This window comes from Gemmatimonadota bacterium (genome assembly GCA_021295815.1).
Lineage (GTDB): Bacteria > Gemmatimonadota > Gemmatimonadetes > Longimicrobiales > Gaopeijiaceae > JAGWBQ01.
Genome location: JAGWBQ010000004.1, coordinates 36,241 through 55,742, shown reverse-complemented (window position 1 = coordinate 55,742; position 19,502 = coordinate 36,241). Strand labels below are relative to the sequence as shown.

General features: G+C 66.9%; 18 protein-coding genes. 6 read left to right on the top strand and 12 right to left on the bottom strand.

All coding sequences use genetic code 11. The features are described from left to right. Positions 1-40 precede the first annotated feature (40 nt). The 11 genes from J4G12_02335 to J4G12_02285 form a co-directional block, all read right to left on the bottom strand. The gene (locus tag J4G12_02335) at positions 41-1,342 is read right to left on the bottom strand and encodes an AAA family ATPase (protein ID MCE2454642.1); all 1,302 of its coding nucleotides are present in this window, start codon (positions 1,340-1,342) and stop codon (positions 41-43) included. A 74-nt stretch (positions 1,343-1,416) separates the two neighbouring features. Beyond that, positions 1,417-2,976, bottom strand: coding sequence for a hypothetical protein (locus J4G12_02330; GenBank protein ID MCE2454641.1), 1,560 nt, complete (start codon positions 2,974-2,976; stop codon positions 1,417-1,419). Then, positions 2,969-3,361, bottom strand: a complete 393-nt coding sequence (rsfS, locus tag J4G12_02325) for a ribosome silencing factor (protein MCE2454640.1) — start codon at positions 3,359-3,361, stop codon at positions 2,969-2,971. The genes J4G12_02330 and rsfS overlap by 8 nt, the downstream gene beginning before the upstream one ends. A 13-nt stretch (positions 3,362-3,374) precedes the next feature. Further along, complete coding sequence (rplI, locus tag J4G12_02320; GenBank protein MCE2454639.1) at positions 3,375-3,830, bottom strand: 50S ribosomal protein L9; 456 nt, start codon at positions 3,828-3,830, stop codon at positions 3,375-3,377. Further along, on the bottom strand, positions 3,827-4,639 hold the full coding sequence (locus J4G12_02315) for a DUF2232 domain-containing protein (GenBank protein MCE2454638.1): 813 nt from the start codon (positions 4,637-4,639) through the stop codon (positions 3,827-3,829). Before J4G12_02315 ends, rplI begins: the two co-directional genes overlap by 4 nt. 116 nt (positions 4,640-4,755) lie before the next feature. After that, positions 4,756-5,529 (bottom strand): 30S ribosomal protein S18, encoded by a 774-nt coding sequence (gene rpsR / locus J4G12_02310; protein MCE2454637.1) that lies wholly within the window; start codon positions 5,527-5,529, stop codon positions 4,756-4,758. Positions 5,530-5,676: 147 nt separating this feature from the next. Beyond that, positions 5,677-6,879, bottom strand: a complete 1,203-nt coding sequence (locus J4G12_02305; GenBank protein MCE2454636.1) for a M20/M25/M40 family metallo-hydrolase — start codon at positions 6,877-6,879, stop codon at positions 5,677-5,679. Then, on the bottom strand, positions 6,880-8,946 hold the full coding sequence (locus J4G12_02300; GenBank protein MCE2454635.1) for a sodium-translocating pyrophosphatase: 2,067 nt from the start codon (positions 8,944-8,946) through the stop codon (positions 6,880-6,882). A 49-nt stretch (positions 8,947-8,995) separates the two neighbouring features. Further along, entirely contained in the window at positions 8,996-9,565 is a 570-nt protein-coding gene (pth, locus tag J4G12_02295; protein MCE2454634.1) for an aminoacyl-tRNA hydrolase, read from the bottom strand. A gap of 6 nt (positions 9,566-9,571) precedes the next feature. Continuing rightward, complete coding sequence (locus tag J4G12_02290) at positions 9,572-10,204, bottom strand: 50S ribosomal protein L25/general stress protein Ctc (protein MCE2454633.1); 633 nt, start codon at positions 10,202-10,204, stop codon at positions 9,572-9,574. A 30-nt stretch (positions 10,205-10,234) separates the two neighbouring features. After that, a complete protein-coding gene (locus J4G12_02285) occupies positions 10,235-11,203 on the bottom strand; it encodes a ribose-phosphate pyrophosphokinase (GenBank protein MCE2454632.1) in 969 nt (322 codons plus the stop codon). 357 nt (positions 11,204-11,560) lie between these two features. Here J4G12_02285 and J4G12_02280 point away from each other — a divergent pair, with 357 nt between their 5' ends. The 5 genes from J4G12_02280 to J4G12_02260 are packed head-to-tail and all read left to right on the top strand — an operon-like array spanning position 11,561 to position 17,831. Continuing rightward, positions 11,561-12,565: a M48 family metallopeptidase gene (locus J4G12_02280; protein ID MCE2454631.1), complete on the top strand. Its 1,005-nt coding sequence runs from the start codon at positions 11,561-11,563 to the stop codon at positions 12,563-12,565. Positions 12,566-12,579: 14 nt separating this feature from the next. Beyond that, positions 12,580-13,869 (top strand): phosphoribosylamine--glycine ligase, encoded by a 1,290-nt coding sequence (gene purD / locus J4G12_02275; GenBank protein ID MCE2454630.1) that lies wholly within the window; start codon positions 12,580-12,582, stop codon positions 13,867-13,869. Positions 13,870-13,881: 12 nt separating this feature from the next. Beyond that, positions 13,882-14,781, top strand: a complete 900-nt coding sequence (mutM, locus tag J4G12_02270) for a bifunctional DNA-formamidopyrimidine glycosylase/DNA-(apurinic or apyrimidinic site) lyase (protein ID MCE2454629.1) — start codon at positions 13,882-13,884, stop codon at positions 14,779-14,781. 6 nt (positions 14,782-14,787) lie between these two features. After that, entirely contained in the window at positions 14,788-16,341 is a 1,554-nt protein-coding gene (locus tag J4G12_02265) for an insulinase family protein (protein MCE2454628.1), read from the top strand. Continuing rightward, complete coding sequence (locus J4G12_02260; GenBank protein ID MCE2454627.1) at positions 16,338-17,831, top strand: insulinase family protein; 1,494 nt, start codon at positions 16,338-16,340, stop codon at positions 17,829-17,831. Before J4G12_02265 ends, J4G12_02260 begins: the two co-directional genes overlap by 4 nt. Before the next feature lie 30 nt (positions 17,832-17,861). Here J4G12_02260 and J4G12_02255 read toward each other — a convergent pair whose 3' ends face one another. Further along, positions 17,862-18,683, bottom strand: a complete 822-nt coding sequence (locus J4G12_02255) for a ubiquinone/menaquinone biosynthesis methyltransferase (GenBank protein ID MCE2454626.1) — start codon at positions 18,681-18,683, stop codon at positions 17,862-17,864. 126 nt (positions 18,684-18,809) lie between these two features. Between J4G12_02255 and J4G12_02250 the strand changes: the two genes are divergently transcribed. Continuing rightward, a complete protein-coding gene (locus tag J4G12_02250) occupies positions 18,810-19,502 on the top strand; it encodes a sigma-70 family RNA polymerase sigma factor (protein ID MCE2454625.1) in 693 nt (230 codons plus the stop codon).

Below are 19,502 nucleotides of genomic sequence, written 5' to 3'. Positions count from 1 at the left end.
GGCTTCCGCTTCGACCTCGGCGCTTGCGGCAGCGGCCAGCTCAGCCTCCAGGTCGCCCTCTCAGAGACTCGGAGCGCTCGCGCACGAGCGCATCGAGTCTCTGCCTCCCCGCGAGCAGCCTCTCTTCGCCCGCCTCGATCTCGCCGCCCAGCCCTGCGGAGAGCCGGGCGTTCTCACGCAGAGCGGCGGCGAGAGTTTCGACGGAGCGGCGAGCGGCGGCCATGCCCGCCCGCAGTTCCTCCGCCTGGTTCGCCGCCGTGCCGGTGCGGCGCCGAACCAGGCGGAGATCGGCTTCGACACCCTCGATTCCGGTCCGAGTCACCGCCAGCTCGTCGTCGAGCTCCTTTTGGCGGGCGAGTTCAGCGTTCCGCAACTCCTCGTTTCGAGAAATGCGGGCCTCGGCCTGGACCGACCGTTCGTCCGCCACGGCCAGCTCGCGCTCGCAGCGCGCAAGCCCGGAGGCTGCCTCGCCCCGACGCTCGACGACCTTCGCTCGCGCATCGCGGCAGAGATCGACCTCCTTCCGGAGCGCCAGATGATCGGCCTCGGCGCGGACAAAAGATACCGCGTCGGGACCGTCGTCACCTGCGGCGTCCCGGCCGGCGGCGGCGACCTTGGCGAGCTGATCGCGCAGGTCGTCGAGCCGACGCTCGGCGAGAGTGACATCGAGCGCCCGAAGCCTCGAACGTTGCTTCAGGTAACGTTCCGCCCTCCCTTTCTCCCTGGAGAGGCGACGTACGTTCTTCCGTATTTCGACACCTAGATCGTCAAGCCTTTGCAGGTCCGCCGCTACGGCGTCGAGCCGACGCTCGGTCACGGCTCGCCGGTCCTTGTACCGGCCGATCCCGGCGGCTTCTTCGAAGAGCGCGCGACGCTCGTCCCCGCGGGCGGAGATGATGGCGTTCAACATCCGCCCCTCGATGGCCGAGTAGCTGCCGACCCCGAGACCGGTGTCCCGGCAGAGGTCGACCACGTCCCTGAGGCGACAGACGGCACGATTGATGGTGTACCGCGTCTTGCCTTCCCGATCGATGGAGCGTCCTATTTCTACCTCCGAGTGCGCCACCGGCAGGATTCCGTCGGAGTTGTCTATGGTCACCGCCACCTGGGCGCGGGCTGCGGGGCGGCGGTTGCGCGAACCGTGGAAGATCACCTCCTGCATCTTCCGACCCCGGATATGGGTTGGCTTCTGCTCGCCCAGGACCCAGCGGATGGCCTCCACGACATTCGATTTGCCGCAGCCGTTGGGGCCGACCAACGCCGTCATGCCGTCGTGGAATTCGACCGTGGTGCTGGTGGCGAAGGACTTGAATCCTGCGAGCTCCAGCCTCGAGAGTCTCATCTACGAAACCCCGTTGCGGTTGCCGAGCCGGAAGCGAGGGTGGTCCACGGGCGCTGGACGGGTCGGGCTGTGGATCAACGCCCCCGCGAGACGCCGGTGATCGAAACGAGCGGGGCTTCGCCGAGTCCGGCTTCGGAGAGGATGCCCGCGACGAGCGCCGCCTCCGCCTGGCTGGAAAAGGCGCCGGCGTAGATGCGAGTCGCGACGACGCCGTTCTCGAATTCGACGGTGACCGGGTAGGTCGGCACGCGCAGGTCGAGGAGTTCGGCCATCCTCGCGTCAACCAGATCGGCGTCCGCGCTCTCTCCCAGGTGAAAGGCCAGGCGCAGGTTCCGATCCAGCCGCCCGGAGCTTACGCCTCCAGCCGCCGCAGCGTCGGAGAACGGCCCCACCAGCAGACGGAAGTAGGTGGTCCCATCTACGACCACCGGCACGATCAACCCCGGAAGGCCCCGGGCTTCGAGGTCGCCCAATCCGTCCAACGCATCGTCCCAGGTCTGGTAGGCCGCCTCCTGAGCGCCGTAGGTGAGCGCCCCGGACGTTTCGGCCAGACCTTGGAACAGCGGCGACGGACCCGGGACTATCACTTCAGGCTCGGGAGGCGGAGGCCTACTCGAAACCGGGTCGACCTCCGCCTCTCCCGGAACGGCGTCCGGGGCGCTCTCGGGAACGACTTCGGATTCCGAATCGACCGAACTGCTCCGAGGTAGATCGATCACCCCGGTCTGCCACAGCGCTATTCCGGTGACCGCCGCCGCCAAGCCGCCGATCCAGATCCACCTGCGGCCGGAGGACGATCCGTCCGTGAACGATGAGTCCACGCCGGCTCGCCGCTTGCCTTCCGCTTTCGCAGGCTCCCGTTGTGCGGGACCGGGGCGCATCGGCACCGGGTCTCGGGCGGGCGGGCCTTCGGAAGTGGTCGGCCCGCCGGACGAGGTTCCCGAGCCGTCGATCGGATGGATCTCCGATGCCGGCGCAGGCTCGGCATCGCGGAGGTCGGTTTCCGAACCCGCCTCGCCGACCCCCGTGTCGACCGGAGCAGGTCTCGCACCGGTGTGAGGGCCGTACACGCCCCTCACCAGCGACTCGCAGCCGACCAGCAAGCTATCCAGATGTTCGTCGTCGCGCCCATCCGAGGTCAACACCACGACATCTGTCGCCGGACCGAGGACGGCGTGGATGCCGGGCACCCCGGAGGTGATGTGGACAACGATGGTGTGGCCCGCCGCCACAAGTTCCTCGCAAAAGACCCGCCAGATCTCGCTTTCAAGCACCTTCTCGGGGTCTACCGCGTACGATCCGGTGCTGATGAAGCTGTACCGGGCGCCGGGAGCGTCCCGAACCACGCGATTGGCCGAGGCGCCGAAATCTACGAGGTCGACCACGCCCTCCCCCACATCGGCATCCATGAGCTCGTGGAGCGAGGGCAGGTCGAGATCGGCGTCCACCACGGTGACCTTCCGACCTTCCTCGCTGAAGCCGTCGGCGACGGCCACCGCCGCACCCACCGCCCATTTGCCGTCCCGGATGGAAGGGGTCGAGACCACGACCACGAGATTTCCACGCCCCTCCGTTTGTGCGGAGAGCTCGGGCAGGTTTCCGGGATCGAACGGATCCCAGCTCGGTCTAGTCATCTTCTCTCTCTTGCGTGGTTTCGTTTTCGCCGGGCCCGACGCTCCATGCCGGGGCGTCTCCCCAGAGCTGCTCCAGCCGAAAGAAGTCTCGCGCATCGGGGTGGAAGACATGGACGACCATATCCACATAGTCGGCCAAGGCCCAGCGCCCGGCCCGCGCTCCTTCTACATGACTAGGGCGGAGACCCTGGTTCCGCAAGCCCTCAACGACTCTCTCCACGATCGCTCGAACCTGAACATCGGAACGTCCGGTAGCGATCACGAAGAAATCGGTAACGCTCGATATGCCCCGAAGATCGAGCGCCACGACATCCCGCGCCTTGCGTTCGAGCGCCAGCGACACCGCGTCGACCACATGGGTGGGGTAGTTCGGCGGAGCCTGCATTCCACGTCCGCCGTTAGAAATCGATAGGTTCGACCGTGACCTGCAGGTCCACCGTGACTTCAGGGTGTAGACGCACGGTCACGCCGTGTACGCCCAATTGCTTCAGCGGCTCGTCGAGCTGTATGAGCCGCCGATCCAGGTCGAACCCGAGCTCCGCATCCTCGACCCGCGCGACGATGTCCGCAGCGGTCACAGACCCGAAGAGCCGGCCTTCGTTGCCGGCGCGCTCGAGGAACTTGAGCCTGAGAGATTCGAGCAGCGCCGCCCGCCTTTGCGCCTCCAGCCGGTCTCTGCGGTCCCGAGCCTCCCTCTGAGCTCGCTCTTCCTCGAGTCTGGCGAGGTGCAGCTTGGTGGCCGGAAACGCCAGTCCCTGGGGAATCAGGTAGTTGCGGCCATATCCCGGCCTAACCGTTACGACGTCGCCCTCTTCGCCCAGATTGGACACGGGCCGGCGCAGGATTAGCTTCATGTTGCCTCTTCGGGTTGATGGGAGCGGGCGTCGAGCCAGACATCCGCGATTCCGAGTATCAGTGCGGCGCTAAGAATGCCCGGCCAAGCCAAGGCTCCCAGCACGGCCAGTACCCCGTAAACGATGCGACGGCGACGACGGCCGAGGTACGAGACCACGGCGAGACCGCGCAATGCGAAGAACCCGCCGGCGAAGACCAGCAGGTTGAGAGCGAGACGGCTGGGAGGATTGATCCCGCCGACCACGAGCAGACCGAGTCCGACCACGAAGATCCAGACCCAGTGGTCGTTGAAATTGAAGGTCGCCAGAGGTTGGAGCTCGGCACCTCCGCCCGAGAGCTTTCCGTAGCCCCACCACGCCGCGGCGAGGGCTGCGGAGGTGGCGAGGCCGGCAAGCGCCGGGAAGACCAGGACCTGTGCCTGGAAGACCATGTCGAGCCGGGCCGCCAGGGTGGGGTCCATGCCTCCGGAACGCCTGAGCTCGAAGGTGATCGCCTCCAGAGTCGCTGCAGCTCGATCGGCCACCACTCCCTCGAAAGCGGTCCAGGAGGCGGGGCTCGCCAACACGGCCGCCGCCACGGTGGTGGCCGCCGCGACGACCGCCGCCGCCGCGCGAGCGGTCAAGGTCCATCCCGGAAACCGCAGGCTCAGGAAAGCGAACCAGCCAGCGGCCATCATCGCCCAGGCGCGATCCACGAACCAGACCGCATCCCGTTCTCCCAGGAGAAGGAGGAAGGACACTGCAGCGGCGGCGAGAGCCGTGCGAGGACGCTTCGCTCCAAAGGCGACCGTCATCACCAGAAACGCCATGGCGACGAACGCGGCCCCTTCTCGGAGAAAATCCGGCGTCCCGAGAAAGATGGTGCACGTCAGGGCGATCGCGCAAAGCCCGAGGCCGCGGTGCCAATCTCGTCCCTCTCGGCGGCTCAGTGGTCAAACGAGCCGGTGTACGGGATCAGCGCCAGGTAGCGCGCGCGCTTGATCGCGCGGCTCAACTGCCTTTGGAAGTGCGCCGACACCCGGGTGGTGCGCTTCGGCAGAATTTTGCCTTGGTCGGTTATGAAGTAGGAGAGATGCTTCACGTCCTTGTAATCTAGCGTCAGGATCGGCGGACCCTCCGTTCTGCGCCGCCGGGCGCCCGGCCCGGAGAACTCGGGAGGACCGGAACGCGGAGCCGTTTGCGGCTCTACGGTGACCTCCTCGGACGTTTCGTCGGCCGCATCGGCATCCTTGTCGCCGCCTTCGTCGTCGTCATCACCCTCATCAAGATCCTCGTCGTCGCCTTTGCCTTCGGCCCCTTCCTCCTCGGCGTCGTCACCGTCTTCGTCACCCTCGGCATCGGTCGCGCCGTCGGCAGTGCGGGTTTCGTCGTCGCTCCTCACCTCGCCCAGCTTCGACGCCCCGTCGGTGCGCTCGCCCTGATGGACAACGAGCAGATACCGCATGACCTCCTCGTCGAGGCCGAGAAGTCTCTCGAACTCGGGGAGCGCCTCGGCCACAGCCGTGATCTGGGCGACCACGTAGTAGCCCGTCTCCCGTCCGTTGATGGCGTAGGCCAGCCTGCGCTGACCCCAGTGCTCCACCGCGTCCACCTTGCCGCCGCCGACAGTCGCGAGCGAGTGCAGGCGTTCGAGTTTCGCCTCGGCGTCTGCCGGGGCGATGGCCGCATCGAGAATGTAGACGACTTCGTAGGTCCGCATAACTGGATCCCTCGGTCCGAATGGAAGCGGGCCCCTCGGCGCCGTGACGCCGTGCGGTCGGCGAAACGGGCCATGGAGCGGGACGGGCGCGAAAGCGCTCCCTTACAATATAGCGTCAGACATGCGACGTCGGGTCAAGCGCGCCGGCTACTCCCCAGCCATCGCTCTCTGTGCGGCGACGACGAGTTCCGGGTAGCGCTCCAGAGACCAACGGGCCTCCTCGAGATTGAGCCGCTCTCGATTGGTGTGGGCGTAGCGCTCCTCTCCGGGGCCGAAGCCGATGGTGAAGATGCCGTGCACGTCGCAACTCCATCCCCCGTCGGTCGCGAACTGCCAGGGACGCACCCGAGCGGCTCCGCCGCCCTCGCGTCTGCCGACCGCGGTGGCTGCCGCCGTGACCACGGGATGGTCGGGATCGACGAGAAATCCGGGGGTGTGCTGCGAGCGGAGTTCGGTCAGGCCGGTCCAGGTGCGCTGTTCCTCGGCGGCGATGCGCACGTTCCAGGAAAGCCCCGCCGGGAGCTCCGGCCTCCGGCGAGCGAGCGCCGCCCGGACCCGCCCGAGTAGCGAGCGGTCGTCGTCTCCGGGAAGTATTCTCCAGTCCAGGGTGACGACGACGTGGTCGGGGATCACGTTCCGGCTCTCGGGCCCGACCTCTACGGTCGTTGCGACGACCGAGGCCGTGCCGAGCACGGGATCGCTCCGCTGAACGGAGCTCAGGTCGCGGGCGGCGGCGAGAGCGTCTCCAAGCAGGTCGAGGGCATTGCGAGCCCTTTCGGGAGCGCTGGCGTGGCCGGCGACGCCTGAGATCACTATCTCGACCTCCGCGCGCCCTCGGTGACCGATGCAGACATCTCCGCCGGTCGCCTCTCCGATGACGACCAACCCCGGGGCGACCGAGCCCGATTCCAGCAGCGCCTTCATTCCCAACCCGCCCCGCTCCTCGTGGACGGTGTGGGCGACGATCACGTCGCCTGGCGCGACGCCGTTCAGGGCCGCTGCGGCGTGGGTCTGGATGGCGAGCTGGCCTTTGATGTCCATCGCGCCCCGTCCGTGGAGGAAGCCGCCGTCCACGACGCCGCCGTAGGGCGGATACTCCCACTCGGACTCGTCACCCTCGGCGACGACGTCCAGGTGGCAGTTGAGGAGAACGGCGGGGGCCTCGCCGCGACCGCGCGCCACGCCGATCACGTTTCCGGCCTCATCGATGCGCACGTCTTCGAGCCCGAGGGCCTCCATCTCGAGCCGGACCCGCTCCGCTACCGCCTCTTCGTCTCCGGAGAGCCCGGGGATGCGGATCAGATCCCCGGCGAACGCCAGGGCGTCTTCGAACACCGCGTCGCCGGCCATCTACCTGCCCGCCAGACCGTGAACGACGGCGAACCAGGGGGCGAGGACCAATGCGACCACGCTCATGAGCTTGATGAGAATGTTAAGTGACGGACCCGAGGTGTCCTTGAAGGGATCGCCGACCGTGTCGCCGACCACGGCCGCCTTGTGCGGCTCCGAGCCCTTGCCTCCGAGAGCTCCGCCTTCGATGTACTTCTTGGCATTGTCCCACGCACCGCCGGAGTTGGCCATGAAGAGCGCCATGAGCACGCCGGTGACCGTGGCTCCGGCCAGCAGGCCGCCCAGGGCTTCGACGCCCAGGAAGTAGCCGACGACCACGGGAGCGAGCACCGCCGTGAGACCGGGCAGCACCATCTCGCGCAGGGCGGCGCGGGTGGAGATGTCGACGCAGCGGGCGGAATCGGGCTTTGCGGTCCCTTCCATTATCCCCGCGATCTCGCGGAATTGGCGGCGCACCTCCTCCACCATGCCCTGAGCGGCGCGCCCGACCGCGGTCATGGTCAGTGCGGCGACGAAGAATGGAAGCGCGCCCCCGAGCAGGAGGCCGATGACGACCGAGGGGTTGATGATGTCGATACCCGAAGCGTCGAGACCGACGTTTGTGGCGTAGGCGGAGAAGAGCGCGAGGGCGGTGAGCGCAGCCGATCCGATGGCGAAGCCCTTGCCGATGGCGGCGGTAGTGTTGCCGATGGCGTCCAAAGAGTCGGTGATGCGCCGGGTTTCCTTGCCGAGCCCGCTCATCTCGCTGATCCCGCCGGCGTTGTCGGCTATCGGTCCGTAAGCGTCGACGGACATGGTCACGCCCACGGTGGCGAGCATGCCCACGGCGCCGATGCCGATGCCGTAGAGACCGGCGAAGTGATGCGCCACGCCTATCGCCACACAGAGCAGGACCACAGGAATGGCCGTCGACTCCATACCCACCGCGAGCCCCGAAATGATGTTGGTCGCGGATCCGGTCTTGCTCGACTCCGCGATCCTGCGAACCGGGCGGTCCGCCGTGTAGTACTGGGTGACCATGCCGATCGCGACTCCGGCCAAGGTCCCGGCGACGATGGCGACGTAAGGTCCCATTGCGCCGTAGCTGGCCCCATCGGGCGTGATGTAGGTGATCCCGAGGCTGTCCACCACGAAATACATGCCGACGAGGAAGAGCAGGCCGGCGATCCAGGTCGTGCCGTGCAGGGCGTGCGACGGGTTGTGCTTTTCCAGAACCTTGACGAAGGCGATGCCGACGAAGGAGGCGATCAGCCCCACCATGACCGTGAGCACCGGCAGAGCGACCGCTGCGGTCCTCATGCCCGCCAGAGCCGGAGCGGTGGCGGCGATGGCTACGGTGGCGACGATCGAACCGACATAGGACTCGAAGATGTCGGCGCCCATGCCGGCGACGTCGCCCACGTTGTCGCCCACGTTGTCGGCGATGGTGGCGGGGTTGCGCGGGTCGTCCTCCGGGATGCCGGCTTCGACCTTGCCCACCAGGTCGGCGCCCACGTCGGCGGCCTTGGTGTAAATGCCGCCGCCGACCCGTGCGAAGAGCGCGATCGAGCTGGCGCCCATGGCGAATCCGGAGGCGAGCCGGGCGAACGAACCGAACTCGCTGTCCAACGCCTCGGCGGCCCCGGAGAACCAGTAGAGCGCTCCCAGCCCGAGCAGGCCGAGGGCGGCCACCGCGAGCCCCATCACCGATCCTCCCAGGAACGCCACTCGGAGGGCGCGCCCCTGACCGTGATCGTTGGCGGCGGCGGAGGTGCGCGTGTTGGCGCGGGTGGCGGCCTTCATGCCCATGAACCCGGCGGCCACCGAGGACACTGCGCCTCCGACGTAGGCGACGGCCGATCCGACCCCGATGGCCCACGCCAGCAGGCTGGCCACCACGACGACGAAGAGCGAGAGCACGGTGTACTCGCGGCGCAGGAAGGCCATCGCGCCGTCGTGTATCTGCTCGCCCAGATCCTGCATTAGCGCCGAGCCGGCGTCCTGTCTTTTGACGTAGATGTAGACGAGGGCGGCCGCGCCCAGGCCGAGCGCGCCCAGTATCCAGGCGAATTCCGTGAAGACGGTCATGTGCGGTTCCTGATGTCGAAGGTTGAAGGATGACGGCCGGGCCGGTCGTTCATCTGTTGAGTCGGGTCATGGCCCGGTCCGCGTCGCCGGCCAGCCAGAGCTCCAAGGCGGGTCCCAGCTCGGGGAGGAGCGCGACGACGGCGTCCTCGTCGGCTTCCGGCATTTCGGAGAGCACCCAGTCCGAGAGGGATGTGCCCTCGGGTTTTTTTCCGACCCCGATACGAAGGCGAAAATAGTCGTCGGAACCCAGCACCTCGGAGATCGACGCCAGTCCGTTGTGGCCGCCGGTGCCGCCCTTAGCCCGGAGCCGCAACCTGCCCGGAGCCAAGGCCGCGTCGTCGACCAGGACCAGCAGATCCTCGACCGGATCGAACTCCCGGTCGAAACCGAGCGAGCCCAGAGCCAGGCCGCTTCGATTCATGTAGGTGACCGGTTTCACGAGCGCGACCTCGTGGCCGGCGCGTTCGCCGCCGCTCGCCAGAGCCGTTCCCAAGAGCGTGAAGGAGCCGAAATCCCAGTCGTACGCGAGGCGGTCGAGCGCCCACCATCCGACGTTGTGCCTGGTGGCGTCGTAGGCCGGGCCCGGATTGCCGAGACCGACGATGAACTTCGAGCGCAAGGGCTGTTACACCGCCCCGTCAATGACATCCCCGACTTCCTCTTCCTCCTCTTCCTCCTCTTCCTCGGTCCCGACCACGGTCGGGGGCGTCAACGTACACACTGTCCGGTCCGGTTCGATGCTCGCTTCGACGCCTTCGCCCAGGTCGAGGTCCCCGACCGTCACGCTGTCGCCGATATCGAGGCGCGTGATGTCCACTTCGATCATCTCCGGGATCTTGGACGGGATGCAGCGGATCGGGAGATCGTGGAGGACCTGCTCGACGATGCCGCCCATGCCGACGCCGGCAGCGGAACCGGTCAAGTGTACGGGCACGGTCAGATCGACCGTGACGCCTCGCCTGATCCAGAGGAAATCCACATGAAGAAGGGAGCCCTTCCAAGGGTGGGTCTGCACCTCCCTGACCAGCGTGCGGTAGCTCTCGTCTCCTCCCTCCACCTTGATCTCGATTATCGTGTTCTCCACGCTCACCGAGTTGAAGAGGCGCTGGGTTTCTCCCGTGTCCACGGAGAGGTGCAAGGCGTTTTCGAGATCGGAACCGTAGAGCACGGCCGGAATGCGGCCGCCCCGGCGGAGCGAGCGAGCCGCGCCTTTCCCGGTGTCGGTTCTCGGCTGGGCCGTCAAGGTGACAGTAGACATGGGTTTCCTTCCGTTCGGGGGTGGCTGGACTCAGCCGTTTGCAGGGGGGATGCGGAAAAGCTGGCTCACGGACTCGTTCGAGTGCACGTGACGAATGGCCTTCGAGAGCAGATCGGCGACCGAGAGCACGCGCAGCTTGGGAAATCTCTTTTCATCGGAGATGTGGAGGGTGTTGGTCACGACCATCTCCTCTATGGGCGAGTTCTGCAGGCGCTCGCTGGCGGGACCTGAGAGCAGGGCGTGCGACACCGCCGCGAAGACCCGGGTGGCGCCGCGCTCCTTGAGAGCGACGACCGCATTGGAGAGCGTACCGGCCGTATCCACCATGTCGTCCACGATCAGACACGGCTTGTTCTCGACCTCGCCGACCACGCTGAGAACTTCGGAGACGTTCGCCGTGGGCCTGCGCTTGTCGATGACGGCGAACGACGTCTGCAACCAGCGGGCGAAGGCCCGGGCCATCTTGGCTGCGCCGGTGTCCGGGGCGACGACCACCGGGTTCTCGATGCCCTTGTTGAGAAAGTGCCTGGTGAGCACCGGCGCGGCGAGGAGGTGATCGACCGGGATGTCGAAGAAGCCCTGGATCTGATGCTGGTGGAAGTCGATGGAGATGACCCGATCGGCGCCTGCGGCAACCACGAGGTTGGCCGCGAGCTTGGCGCTGAGCGCGACCCGAGGCTGATCCTTGCGGTCCTGGCGTCCGTAGCCGAAGTAGGGGATCACCGCGGTCACCCGTGCCGCCGAGGCCCTCTTGGCGGCGTCGATGAGCAGCAGCAGCTCCATCAGGTTGTCCGCAGGCGAGCCCGTGGGCTGGATGATGAAGACGTCGCGCCCGCGCACGTTGCGCGTGATGCTCACGAAGATCTCGCCGTCGGCGAAGTTCCTGATCGTGACGCCGTCCGGAGACTCGCCCAGCAAACTTCCTATCTCCATCGCCAGCGCCAGGTTCGCTCGTCCGGCCAGGAGGAGGAGCGGACCCCTTCCGTAGTGCTTGTCCATGGTGAAGTGAGCTCGCGCGGCGGAGAGGTGGCTGGAAGATGGAGCGGGCCGGGGCGGGGCGAGGAATCATCGGACAACGCCCGACGGCCTGGACGGCACCCCAAAGGCACAGCCCTCCAATATACGACCGGGCGCCATCCGAGGTCAAGCGCGAGCGAACGGCTCGCCCTCCCTCCCACCGCCTCACCAGCCCGGGCGTAACCGGCTCACCCCCTTTCCCCACAGCCTCCTACCGACCTAGATTAGCCGCCGAGACGGTCGGCCCGGATAAGGCCGGGTACGAAACCGGCGCAGAGCTACGAACGTAACGTGCGGGGCTCGTCGACGAGTCCGCCACCTCCCCTTTCTGAGAACACCATGACCAACGACGATAGCGCTTCAGACAACGCCGGCGGCGAAGGAGCTCGCGCCCGACGCATCCTCACCGAAATCTCTCCCGCAGCCTGGGAGCACCCCGCCGACAAGGCGGCCCTCCAGGCCCTTCGGCGCATCCCCGTCTTCGACGACATCCTGCGCAAGATCTTCGGAGCGATGACCGAGAAATCCGTCCGTCTCGCGTTCCAGGCGAGCGCGGTGCGGGTGACCGAGCGCCAGTTTCCGCACATCCACGAGTCGTACCAGGAGTGCCTACGCACTCTCGACGCTCCCCGGGCATATCCGCTCTACGTCTCGCAGACACCTCAGGTGAACGCCGGCGCCTGGGGCATGAAGGAGCCCTTCATCATCCTCAACTCCGGGACCGTCAGGCTCCTGGACGACGACGAGCTCGCTTACGTGATGGGCCACGAGATCGGTCACATCATGAGCGATCACGTCCTCTACAAGACGATGACGGTCCTTCTGCTCGGGCTGGCGAGTCTCGGATTCCCCATAGTGGGGCTCGCAGCGCGGGCCGTGCTCGTCGGTCTGCTCGAGTGGCAGCGCAAGTCGGAGCTCTCCTCGGACCGGGCCGGACTGCTCACGGTTCAGGATCCCGACCTCGTGCTGCGCACCATGCTCAAGATGGCCGGAGGCGGGCAGGACGACGAGCTGAATCTCGCCGACTACGTGAAGCAGGCCGAGGACTATCGCGAGGGCGGCGACATGCTCGACCAGGTCTTCAAGGTCCTGAACCTGGTCGGTCAGACCCACCCGTTCTACACCATCCGGGTCAACGAGCTGCGCACCTGGGTCGAGATGGGCGAGTACGATCGCGTGATTCGCGGGGAATACCTGCGACGCGGCGAGCCGAGCCCCGAGTATCAGGAAGATGTCCGGGCTGCCGCCGACTCCTACCGGGAAGGCGCTCGGGAATGGGTGGACACCATGAAGAACGCCGCCCGTCGCATGACCGACAACGTTCGGAGCGGCATGTCGCGCTGAGGCGTGGCCGGGACGTGCGCGTACTCATAGCAGGTAACGGAGGCCGTGAACACGCCCTCCTCTGGAAGCTGAAGCGGGACGCTCCCTCCGGCACCCGCTTCTTCGTTACTCGACCCAACGGGGGCATGGTCGATGCCGACCCGGTTCCCATAGCCTCCACGGACGTGCCGGCCCTAGTCGCCTGGGCCGAAGACAACCGCCTCGATCTCGTGGTGATCGGACCTGAAGGGCCTCTGGACGCGGGACTGGCGGACAGGTTGCGGGAGAAGGGTATCCCGACCTTCGGCCCCGATGCCGGCGCTGCCCGCATCGAGTCGAGCAAGGCCTTCGCCAAGGACTTGATGAAGGCGGCAGGGGTGCCCACCGCCGAGCACCGGAGCTTCACCGATCCGAAGCCGGCCAGGGAGCACATTCTCGAGCGCGGCGCACCGATCGTGGTCAAGGCGTCGGGGCTTGCCGCCGGAAAGGGCGCGATCGTCTGCGGATCGACCGACGAGGCTCTGGCTGCGGCCGAGGCCATGCTCGCAGGGGGACTCGCGGGCGATGCGGGCAGGGAGGTGGTTGTCGAAGAGTTCATGGTCGGTGAGGAGCTCTCGATCTTCGCGATCACCGACGGCGAGCGTTCCTACGTCCTCTCCCCCTCTCAGGACCACAAGCGGGTAGGGGTGGGCGACCGCGGCCCGAACACCGGCGGCATGGGAGCCTACGCACCGGTTTCGATCGCCACGCCCCAGCTCGTGGAAGAGACGCGTGAGCGTATCCTCCGGCCTACCCTGGCGGCTCTCGCCGAGCGCGGTTCTCCGTTCAGAGGGCTCCTCTACGCGGGCCTCATGCTCACCGAGGAAGGTCCTAAGGTGGTGGAGTTCAACTGCCGCTTCGGCGATCCCGAGACCCAGGTCGTACTCCCGCTCATGGCCGGTTCCCTGCTCGACCCCCTAGTGGCGGTGGCCGAGGGGGGCACGGTCGAGGACGGTGTCGCTCCCGTGCGGGACGGCTCCTGCGTGACCACGGTCGTAGCGGCGAGCGGCTATCCCGGTCCGGTCGCGAAGGGTCGGGAGATCGCCATCGACGCACCGCCGTCGGGCGACGAGTCGACGTTCTTCTTCCACGCGGGCACCAGCAAGGAGAACGGACGGATCGTGACCTCCGGCGGAAGGGTGATCGCAGCTACGGCTGCCGCTCCCACCTTGGGCGGTGCGGCCGAAGCGAGTCGCAGGGCGGCGGAGAGGGTTCGCTTCGAGGGAGCCTTCTTCCGCCCGGACATCGGCTGGCGGGAGGAGCGCCGCCAGGAGCGGTCCGGCTAGGCGGCGCATCCCGTGCCAGAGCTTCCCGAGGCCGAGACCATCGTTCGTGGGCTTCGCCTGACCATTCCGGGCAAACGCATCGAGCGCGTCCTCGTCCTCAAGCCCGACATTCTCCGCCAACCCGGACCCGAGTTCCGCGCCAGATTGAGAGGGCGGACGGTCGAGAGCGTCGAACGGCGGGCCAAGAACATCGTGATCGGGCTCGACGCCGGTGTCGTGCTGGTGGTGAATCTGGGCATGACCGGCAGGCTTAGGCCGTTCCCCCGCCCGCCCCGGGGGCCGGCCCGACCGTCCCACCCGGCAGTCCGCTTCGCGCTGAGCGGCGGAGGCGTCCTCTTCTACGACGACGTGAGGCGTTTCGGCCGCGTCGAGGCTCTCACGGTCGCCGAATGGACGACCCGTTCGGCGGGGTTTGGGCCGGAGCCGCTGGAGAGTTCCTACACCGCCGAGGAGCTGCACCAGGCCTGCCTAAAGTCGCGCTCTCCCATCCGCTCCTGGCTCCTCGATCAGAAACGGATCGCGGGTGTGGGGAACATCTATGCCAACGAGGCGTTGTTTCTCGCAGGCGTAAGGCCTGACCGACCCGCTCGTACGCTCGTCTACCGGGAAGCGCAGACCCTGCTAGGCTCGTTGCGCGAGGTGCTGGAGCGGGCCATAGCCGCGGGCGGGACGACTCTGAGGGACTACCGGGACTCTTCCGGCCGAGAGGGTTCCTTCGGCAGGGAACTCTCGGTGTACGGAAGAGAGAACGAGCCCTGCCGAAACTGTGGCGCCGGGATCGAGAGGATCGTCATCTCCAACCGCTCAGCATTTCTCTGCGCAACCTGCCAACCGGAGGAGACCATTGGGAGCTCCGTGCCAGACGACAAGCGACGCCGACCGCTCCAAACGCCGCGGATCGGGGAATTCTAGCAGTCCGTGGCGAGACCCGCCGCCGGTATTCGCATGGTAGGGTTCAAGGCCGCAGGCGCACTCTTCCTCACCGGCGTCGCCACGGCAACCATAGCAGGGCCGGCGCGGGCGCAGGCGACCGAAGATCTCCGGACCGACGGAGTCCGACGGGAGCTCGAAGTCAGGCGCATAGTCCTAGACAACGGCATGAGGGTGCTCGCGCTCCCCCGCCCGGGCGCTCCCGTGGTCTCGCTAGTGGTCCGTTTCGCGGTGGGCGGCGTGAACGAACGTCCGGGAACCACCGGAGCGGCCCACTTCCTGGAACACCTGCTTTTCCGGGGAACCGAGAAAACGGGAACCGAAGACTGGGAAGCGGAGCGTGCGCTCTACCCCCTCATGGACGCCGCGCACGACTCGGTCGTCGCCGCGCGGGTCCGAGGAGACGGCGCCGAAATGGAACGGCTGCTGGCTCGCATATCCGCCTTGGAAGACAGCGCCCGCGTTTTCACCGACCCCGGCGAATTCGATCGCATCCTCAGACGGGCCGGCGCCAGGGGTTTGAACGCGACCACGTCCAACGACGCGACCACATACTTCGTCGACCTGCCTTCCCACCGGCTCCGAGAGTGGTTCGAGCTCGAAGCCGACCGAATGGCCAACCCGGTGCTCCGCGGCTTCTATTCCGAGCGCAAGGTCGTGATCGAGGAGCGGAAGCTCCGGGTGGAGGGGGATCCCGGCGGGGCTCTCGTGGAGGCTCACCTCGCCGCAGCCTTCAGCGTCCACCCGTACCGGCACCCGGTGGTCGGTTACATGACCGACCTCGAGAACCTGAGCCGCGAAGAGGTCGCCGCCTACCACCGCTCGTACTACGGCGCCCGCAACGCCGTGACGGTGATCGTGGGCGACGTGGATCCCGACGAGATCGAGGCCCTGGCTCGGCGCCACTTCGGCCCGCTCCCGGCCGGCGATCCTCCCCCTCCGATCACGGCGAAGGAACCTGAGCAGCGGGGAGAGCGACGGGTCGAACTCGTCTTCGACGTCGAACCGAGGCTGCGCATCGGATGGAAGGTCCCTGCGGCGACCCACCACGACACGCCCGCACTCGAACTCCTGGCGACACTTCTGACGGGTGGTCGCTCGTCCCGCCTTCACAGGCGTCTGATCCTCGAAGATCGGATCGCGGCGTCCGTCAGCGCTTCGCTTCAGCCCGGCTCCGCTTTCCCCAGGCTCCTGGTCCTCGACGCCGTTCCCCTCGGTCCGACCACGACAGCTCAGGTGGAGGAAGCCGTCTACGCGGAGGTGGAGAGGCTCGCCTCCGAAGGTCCGACCGAGGTCGAGCTCGCCAGAGTCGGAAACCAGGTCCGCGCCGGTGCGGTAAGGGGACTCGTGTCGAATTTCGGCCTGGCGCTGCGACTGGCTGAGAACGAAGCGCTCTTCGGGGACTGGCGGGCGATGCTGGGCCATCCGGAACGCCTGCGGGCGGTGACTGCGGACGACGTACGCCACGTCGCCAGGAAGTACCTGGTGCGGGAAGGCCGCACCGTCGCTACGGTAGTCCGCGGCGAAGGACCGATTTCGTGAATCCCTCTCGCCGTCCGGATCGTCGTCGTCCGAGAGGTTTCGGCGCGCTCTCTGCGAGCCGGTCCGGTATCGCCCTCCTCGGGATCGTCTCGACGGTCCAGTTCGGGGCGATCCCGGCGGTACTCTCGGGTCAGACGGTCGTCGACTTCGTGCCGCCCGAGCCCGAACGTCGGGTCGTCGAAGGTGTGCCCGTGTACCTGATCCAAGACAACACGCTTCCCCTGGTGACCTTCTACGCCCGGCTGGAGGGCGGATACGCGCGGTTCGGAAGAGAGAACTACGCCTCCGGGATGGCGCTCCCCGCTCTCCTGCGCTACGGCGGAGTTGCCGGCGCACCCCCCGACTCCATCGACCGGCTCATCGAGCACTACGCTCTCCAGACCACGTTTGGCGGGGGCGGCGGCGCCATCACCTCCAGCGTCAACACCCTGAGCGAGTACCTGAACGAAGCCGTCGAGCTCTGGGGCGCCATGCTCGCCGATCCGGGGCTCGACTCGACCGAGGTCGAGATATGGCGGGGGCGCCAGCTGGAACAGGTCCGCCGTCGCACCGACGATCCCGGCACGCTGGCGGTCTCCAGATTCAACCGCATGATCTATGGAGACCATCCCATCGGCTGGGAGCTGACCGCCGCCGATCTCTCCTCCGACCGACTCTCGCGAGCCTCCGTCCTGGAGATCGCCCGGAGGGTGATGTGTCGCGACAATCTCTCGCTGGGGGTCGTGGGCGACGTGGACTGGAACACGCTTCGCCCGCTCGCGAACACGCTGGTTCGGCGCTTCGAGGCTTGCGCCGATTCGGTACCGCCGACGCCTCGCCCGCAGGTGAACCGCGACGCCGGAGTCTTCGTTCTTCACCGAGCGGAGGCCGCGCAGAGCGTACTCATCCTCGCCCACACGACCGACGTGCGCCTAAGTGACGACTCCGACTACTACTCGGCGTCCATCGGCAACTCGGTCTTGGGAGCGGGAGGATTTTCGAGCCGGCTCATGTCGCGGCTCCGGAGCGAACGCGGCTACGCGTATTCGGTCTCCTCGCTGTGGACGACTCCTCGCGATTACGAGGGACTGCTGGGCGCAACCACGCGAACCAGTCCGGAAACCGCCGCGGCCGCCGCCCGGCTCATCGTCGAGACCATGAACGGACTGAGGCTGGAACCGCCTACCGAGATGGAGGTTCGGACGGCCTCCGACGCCATCGTCAACGGATTCGTCTTTTCGTTCGAGAATCCCGGACAGATCATTTCGCGCACCATGTTCTACGAGGCTCAGGACCTTCCGTCCGACTGGTTGTCCCGCTACGTGCGGGGCGTCCAGCGCGTTACCCCGGAAACCGTGCACCGGGCCTTCCTGCGCCACCTCAGACCTGGCGAGATGACCACGCTGGTCGTTGGGGACACGACCCGCATGGACATGGCCGCCTTCGCCGATCTGGGACCAGTCACCTTCCTGGATGCGGGGGAGGAAGGAGAGTCTTCCGGGAGCAGGTGACGGGCCGAGAGGCAGCAGACGCCCGTGCGATCAGGCGCTTCCCCAGTGGAGCGCCGCGATACCCGCGCTGAGCAGCTCGTAGTCGACATCGCCGTATCCGGCCATCCGGAGCTCGTCCGCCAGCGGCTCGGGTCCCGGGAACGCACCTACCGAGCGCGGAAGGTACGTATAGGCCCAGGGATGCCCCGACACCACTCTGCCCACCAGCGGAAGGACGCGCTTGAAGTAGAAGTGGTAGCCGGCGCGGACGGCGGGATTAGGCGGAGTCGTGAATTCCAGAATCACGAGCCGCCCGGACGGACGCAGCACCCTCCTCAGCTCCCTCAGCCCGGCGACGACATCGGCGAGGTTTCTGAGGCCAAAGGCTATCGCCGCTCCTGAGAAGGAATCGTCCGGGAAGGGCAGTTCGAGCGCGTCGGCGCAGGTGAGGAAGACGGGTCTGTCGGCGGTCTTTCGGACTCCCGCGACCAGCATGGGCAGAGCGAAGTCGGCGGAGACCACGCGCACGCCTGCGCCGATGCGCAGGAGGTCGAGCGAGAGGTCGCAGGTGCCGGCGCAGCAGTCGAGGAGCCGCGGACCGGGTGCCGAATCGCTGCCGGAGGCGCTCCCCGAGTCCGCGTCCTTAGCCCGTGGACGAAGCTTACCACAGCAGCGCGACGATGCATCCGCGTGGGCGACAAGACCTTCGCGAAGCCGGTGCACGGCGCGACGACGCCACCTTCGATCGACGTTCAGGGACAGAACGTGATTGAGAAGATCGTAACGGGGCGCGATCTCCGTGAAGATGGTGCGGACCTGGTTGCGGCGGTCCTCTCCCTCTGCGGGATCGGCGTGATTGCGGGGCGAAGCCATGGAACCGGTGGGTTGGAGGATGGCGGACTCGGCTCAGCCCATACACCGAAACCCGTCCTGCGGTATCTGCGTATGGAGAGCATTATTTTGTTTGGAGATCGACCCCCTCTCCCACAGGTAATCTTGATGACCTCAGTTTCGGCCTCGCTACCCGCCGCAGCCAGTTGGCTGCCCCGGCCCAAGACCTCCTCCGCTCCCGCCGGAGTTCGGGGTGTCGAACCGAAGCGGCTCGACCTCCCGTCGCTCGCCGACGCCGAGCTCGTCCAGCTCGCTTGCGGGAACCACCAGGATGCCTACCGAGAGATCGTCGTGCGTTACGAGCGGCCCCTCTTCTCCATGATCTTTCGCATGGTACGCGACCGCGGCCTGGCCGAGGATCTAACCCAGGAAGCCTTCGTGCGCGCCTTCAAGGCCATCGACTCCTTCAAACCGAGCTACAAGTTCAGCAGCTGGATCTTCAAGATCGCCCACAATCACACCATCGACCACCTCCGCAGGCGTCGTCTGCAGACGGTTTCCATGCACGGGTCGCCGCACGCTCGCACGGCGGACGAGGCGGAGCGCTCCTCCTTCGACGCGGTGTGCACCGGTGAACGTCCCGACCAATTCGTGGAGAACCGTGAACTGGGCGGCCAGATCGAGGCCGCCATCGCCACCTTGCGGGACGAGTACCGCGCCGCAATCATTCTACGGCATGTCGAAGGCTATTCGTACAACGAGATCGCCGAGATCATCGGAGTGCCCCTCGGCACTGTGAAGACTTACATCCATCGAGCTCGCAACGAGCTCAAGGCGCAGCTCGCCCCGGTGGTGGGATAG

Coding starts and splice junctions, on each gene's coding strand:
- J4G12_02335 (MCE2454642.1), bottom strand. CDS start 1,342: ATGAGACTCTCGAGGCTGGAGCTCGCAGGATTCAAGTCCTTCGCCACC.
- J4G12_02250 (MCE2454625.1), top strand. CDS start 18,810: ATGACCTCAGTTTCGGCCTCGCTACCCGCCGCAGCCAGTTGGCTGCCC.
- J4G12_02290 (MCE2454633.1), bottom strand. CDS start 10,204: ATGTCTACTGTCACCTTGACGGCCCAGCCGAGAACCGACACCGGGAAA.
- rpsR (MCE2454637.1), bottom strand. CDS start 5,529: ATGCGGACCTACGAAGTCGTCTACATTCTCGATGCGGCCATCGCCCCG.
- J4G12_02330 (MCE2454641.1), bottom strand. CDS start 2,976: ATGACTAGACCGAGCTGGGATCCGTTCGATCCCGGAAACCTGCCCGAG.
- J4G12_02300 (MCE2454635.1), bottom strand. CDS start 8,946: ATGACCGTCTTCACGGAATTCGCCTGGATACTGGGCGCGCTCGGCCTG.
- J4G12_02255 (MCE2454626.1), bottom strand. CDS start 18,683: ATGGCTTCGCCCCGCAATCACGCCGATCCCGCAGAGGGAGAGGACCGC.
- J4G12_02305 (MCE2454636.1), bottom strand. CDS start 6,879: ATGGCCGGCGACGCGGTGTTCGAAGACGCCCTGGCGTTCGCCGGGGAT.
- J4G12_02280 (MCE2454631.1), top strand. CDS start 11,561: ATGACCAACGACGATAGCGCTTCAGACAACGCCGGCGGCGAAGGAGCT.
- rplI (MCE2454639.1), bottom strand. CDS start 3,830: ATGAAGCTAATCCTGCGCCGGCCCGTGTCCAATCTGGGCGAAGAGGGC.
- J4G12_02285 (MCE2454632.1), bottom strand. CDS start 11,203: ATGGACAAGCACTACGGAAGGGGTCCGCTCCTCCTCCTGGCCGGACGA.
- rsfS (MCE2454640.1), bottom strand. CDS start 3,361: ATGCAGGCTCCGCCGAACTACCCCACCCATGTGGTCGACGCGGTGTCG.
- J4G12_02315 (MCE2454638.1), bottom strand. CDS start 4,639: ATGGCGTTTCTGGTGATGACGGTCGCCTTTGGAGCGAAGCGTCCTCGC.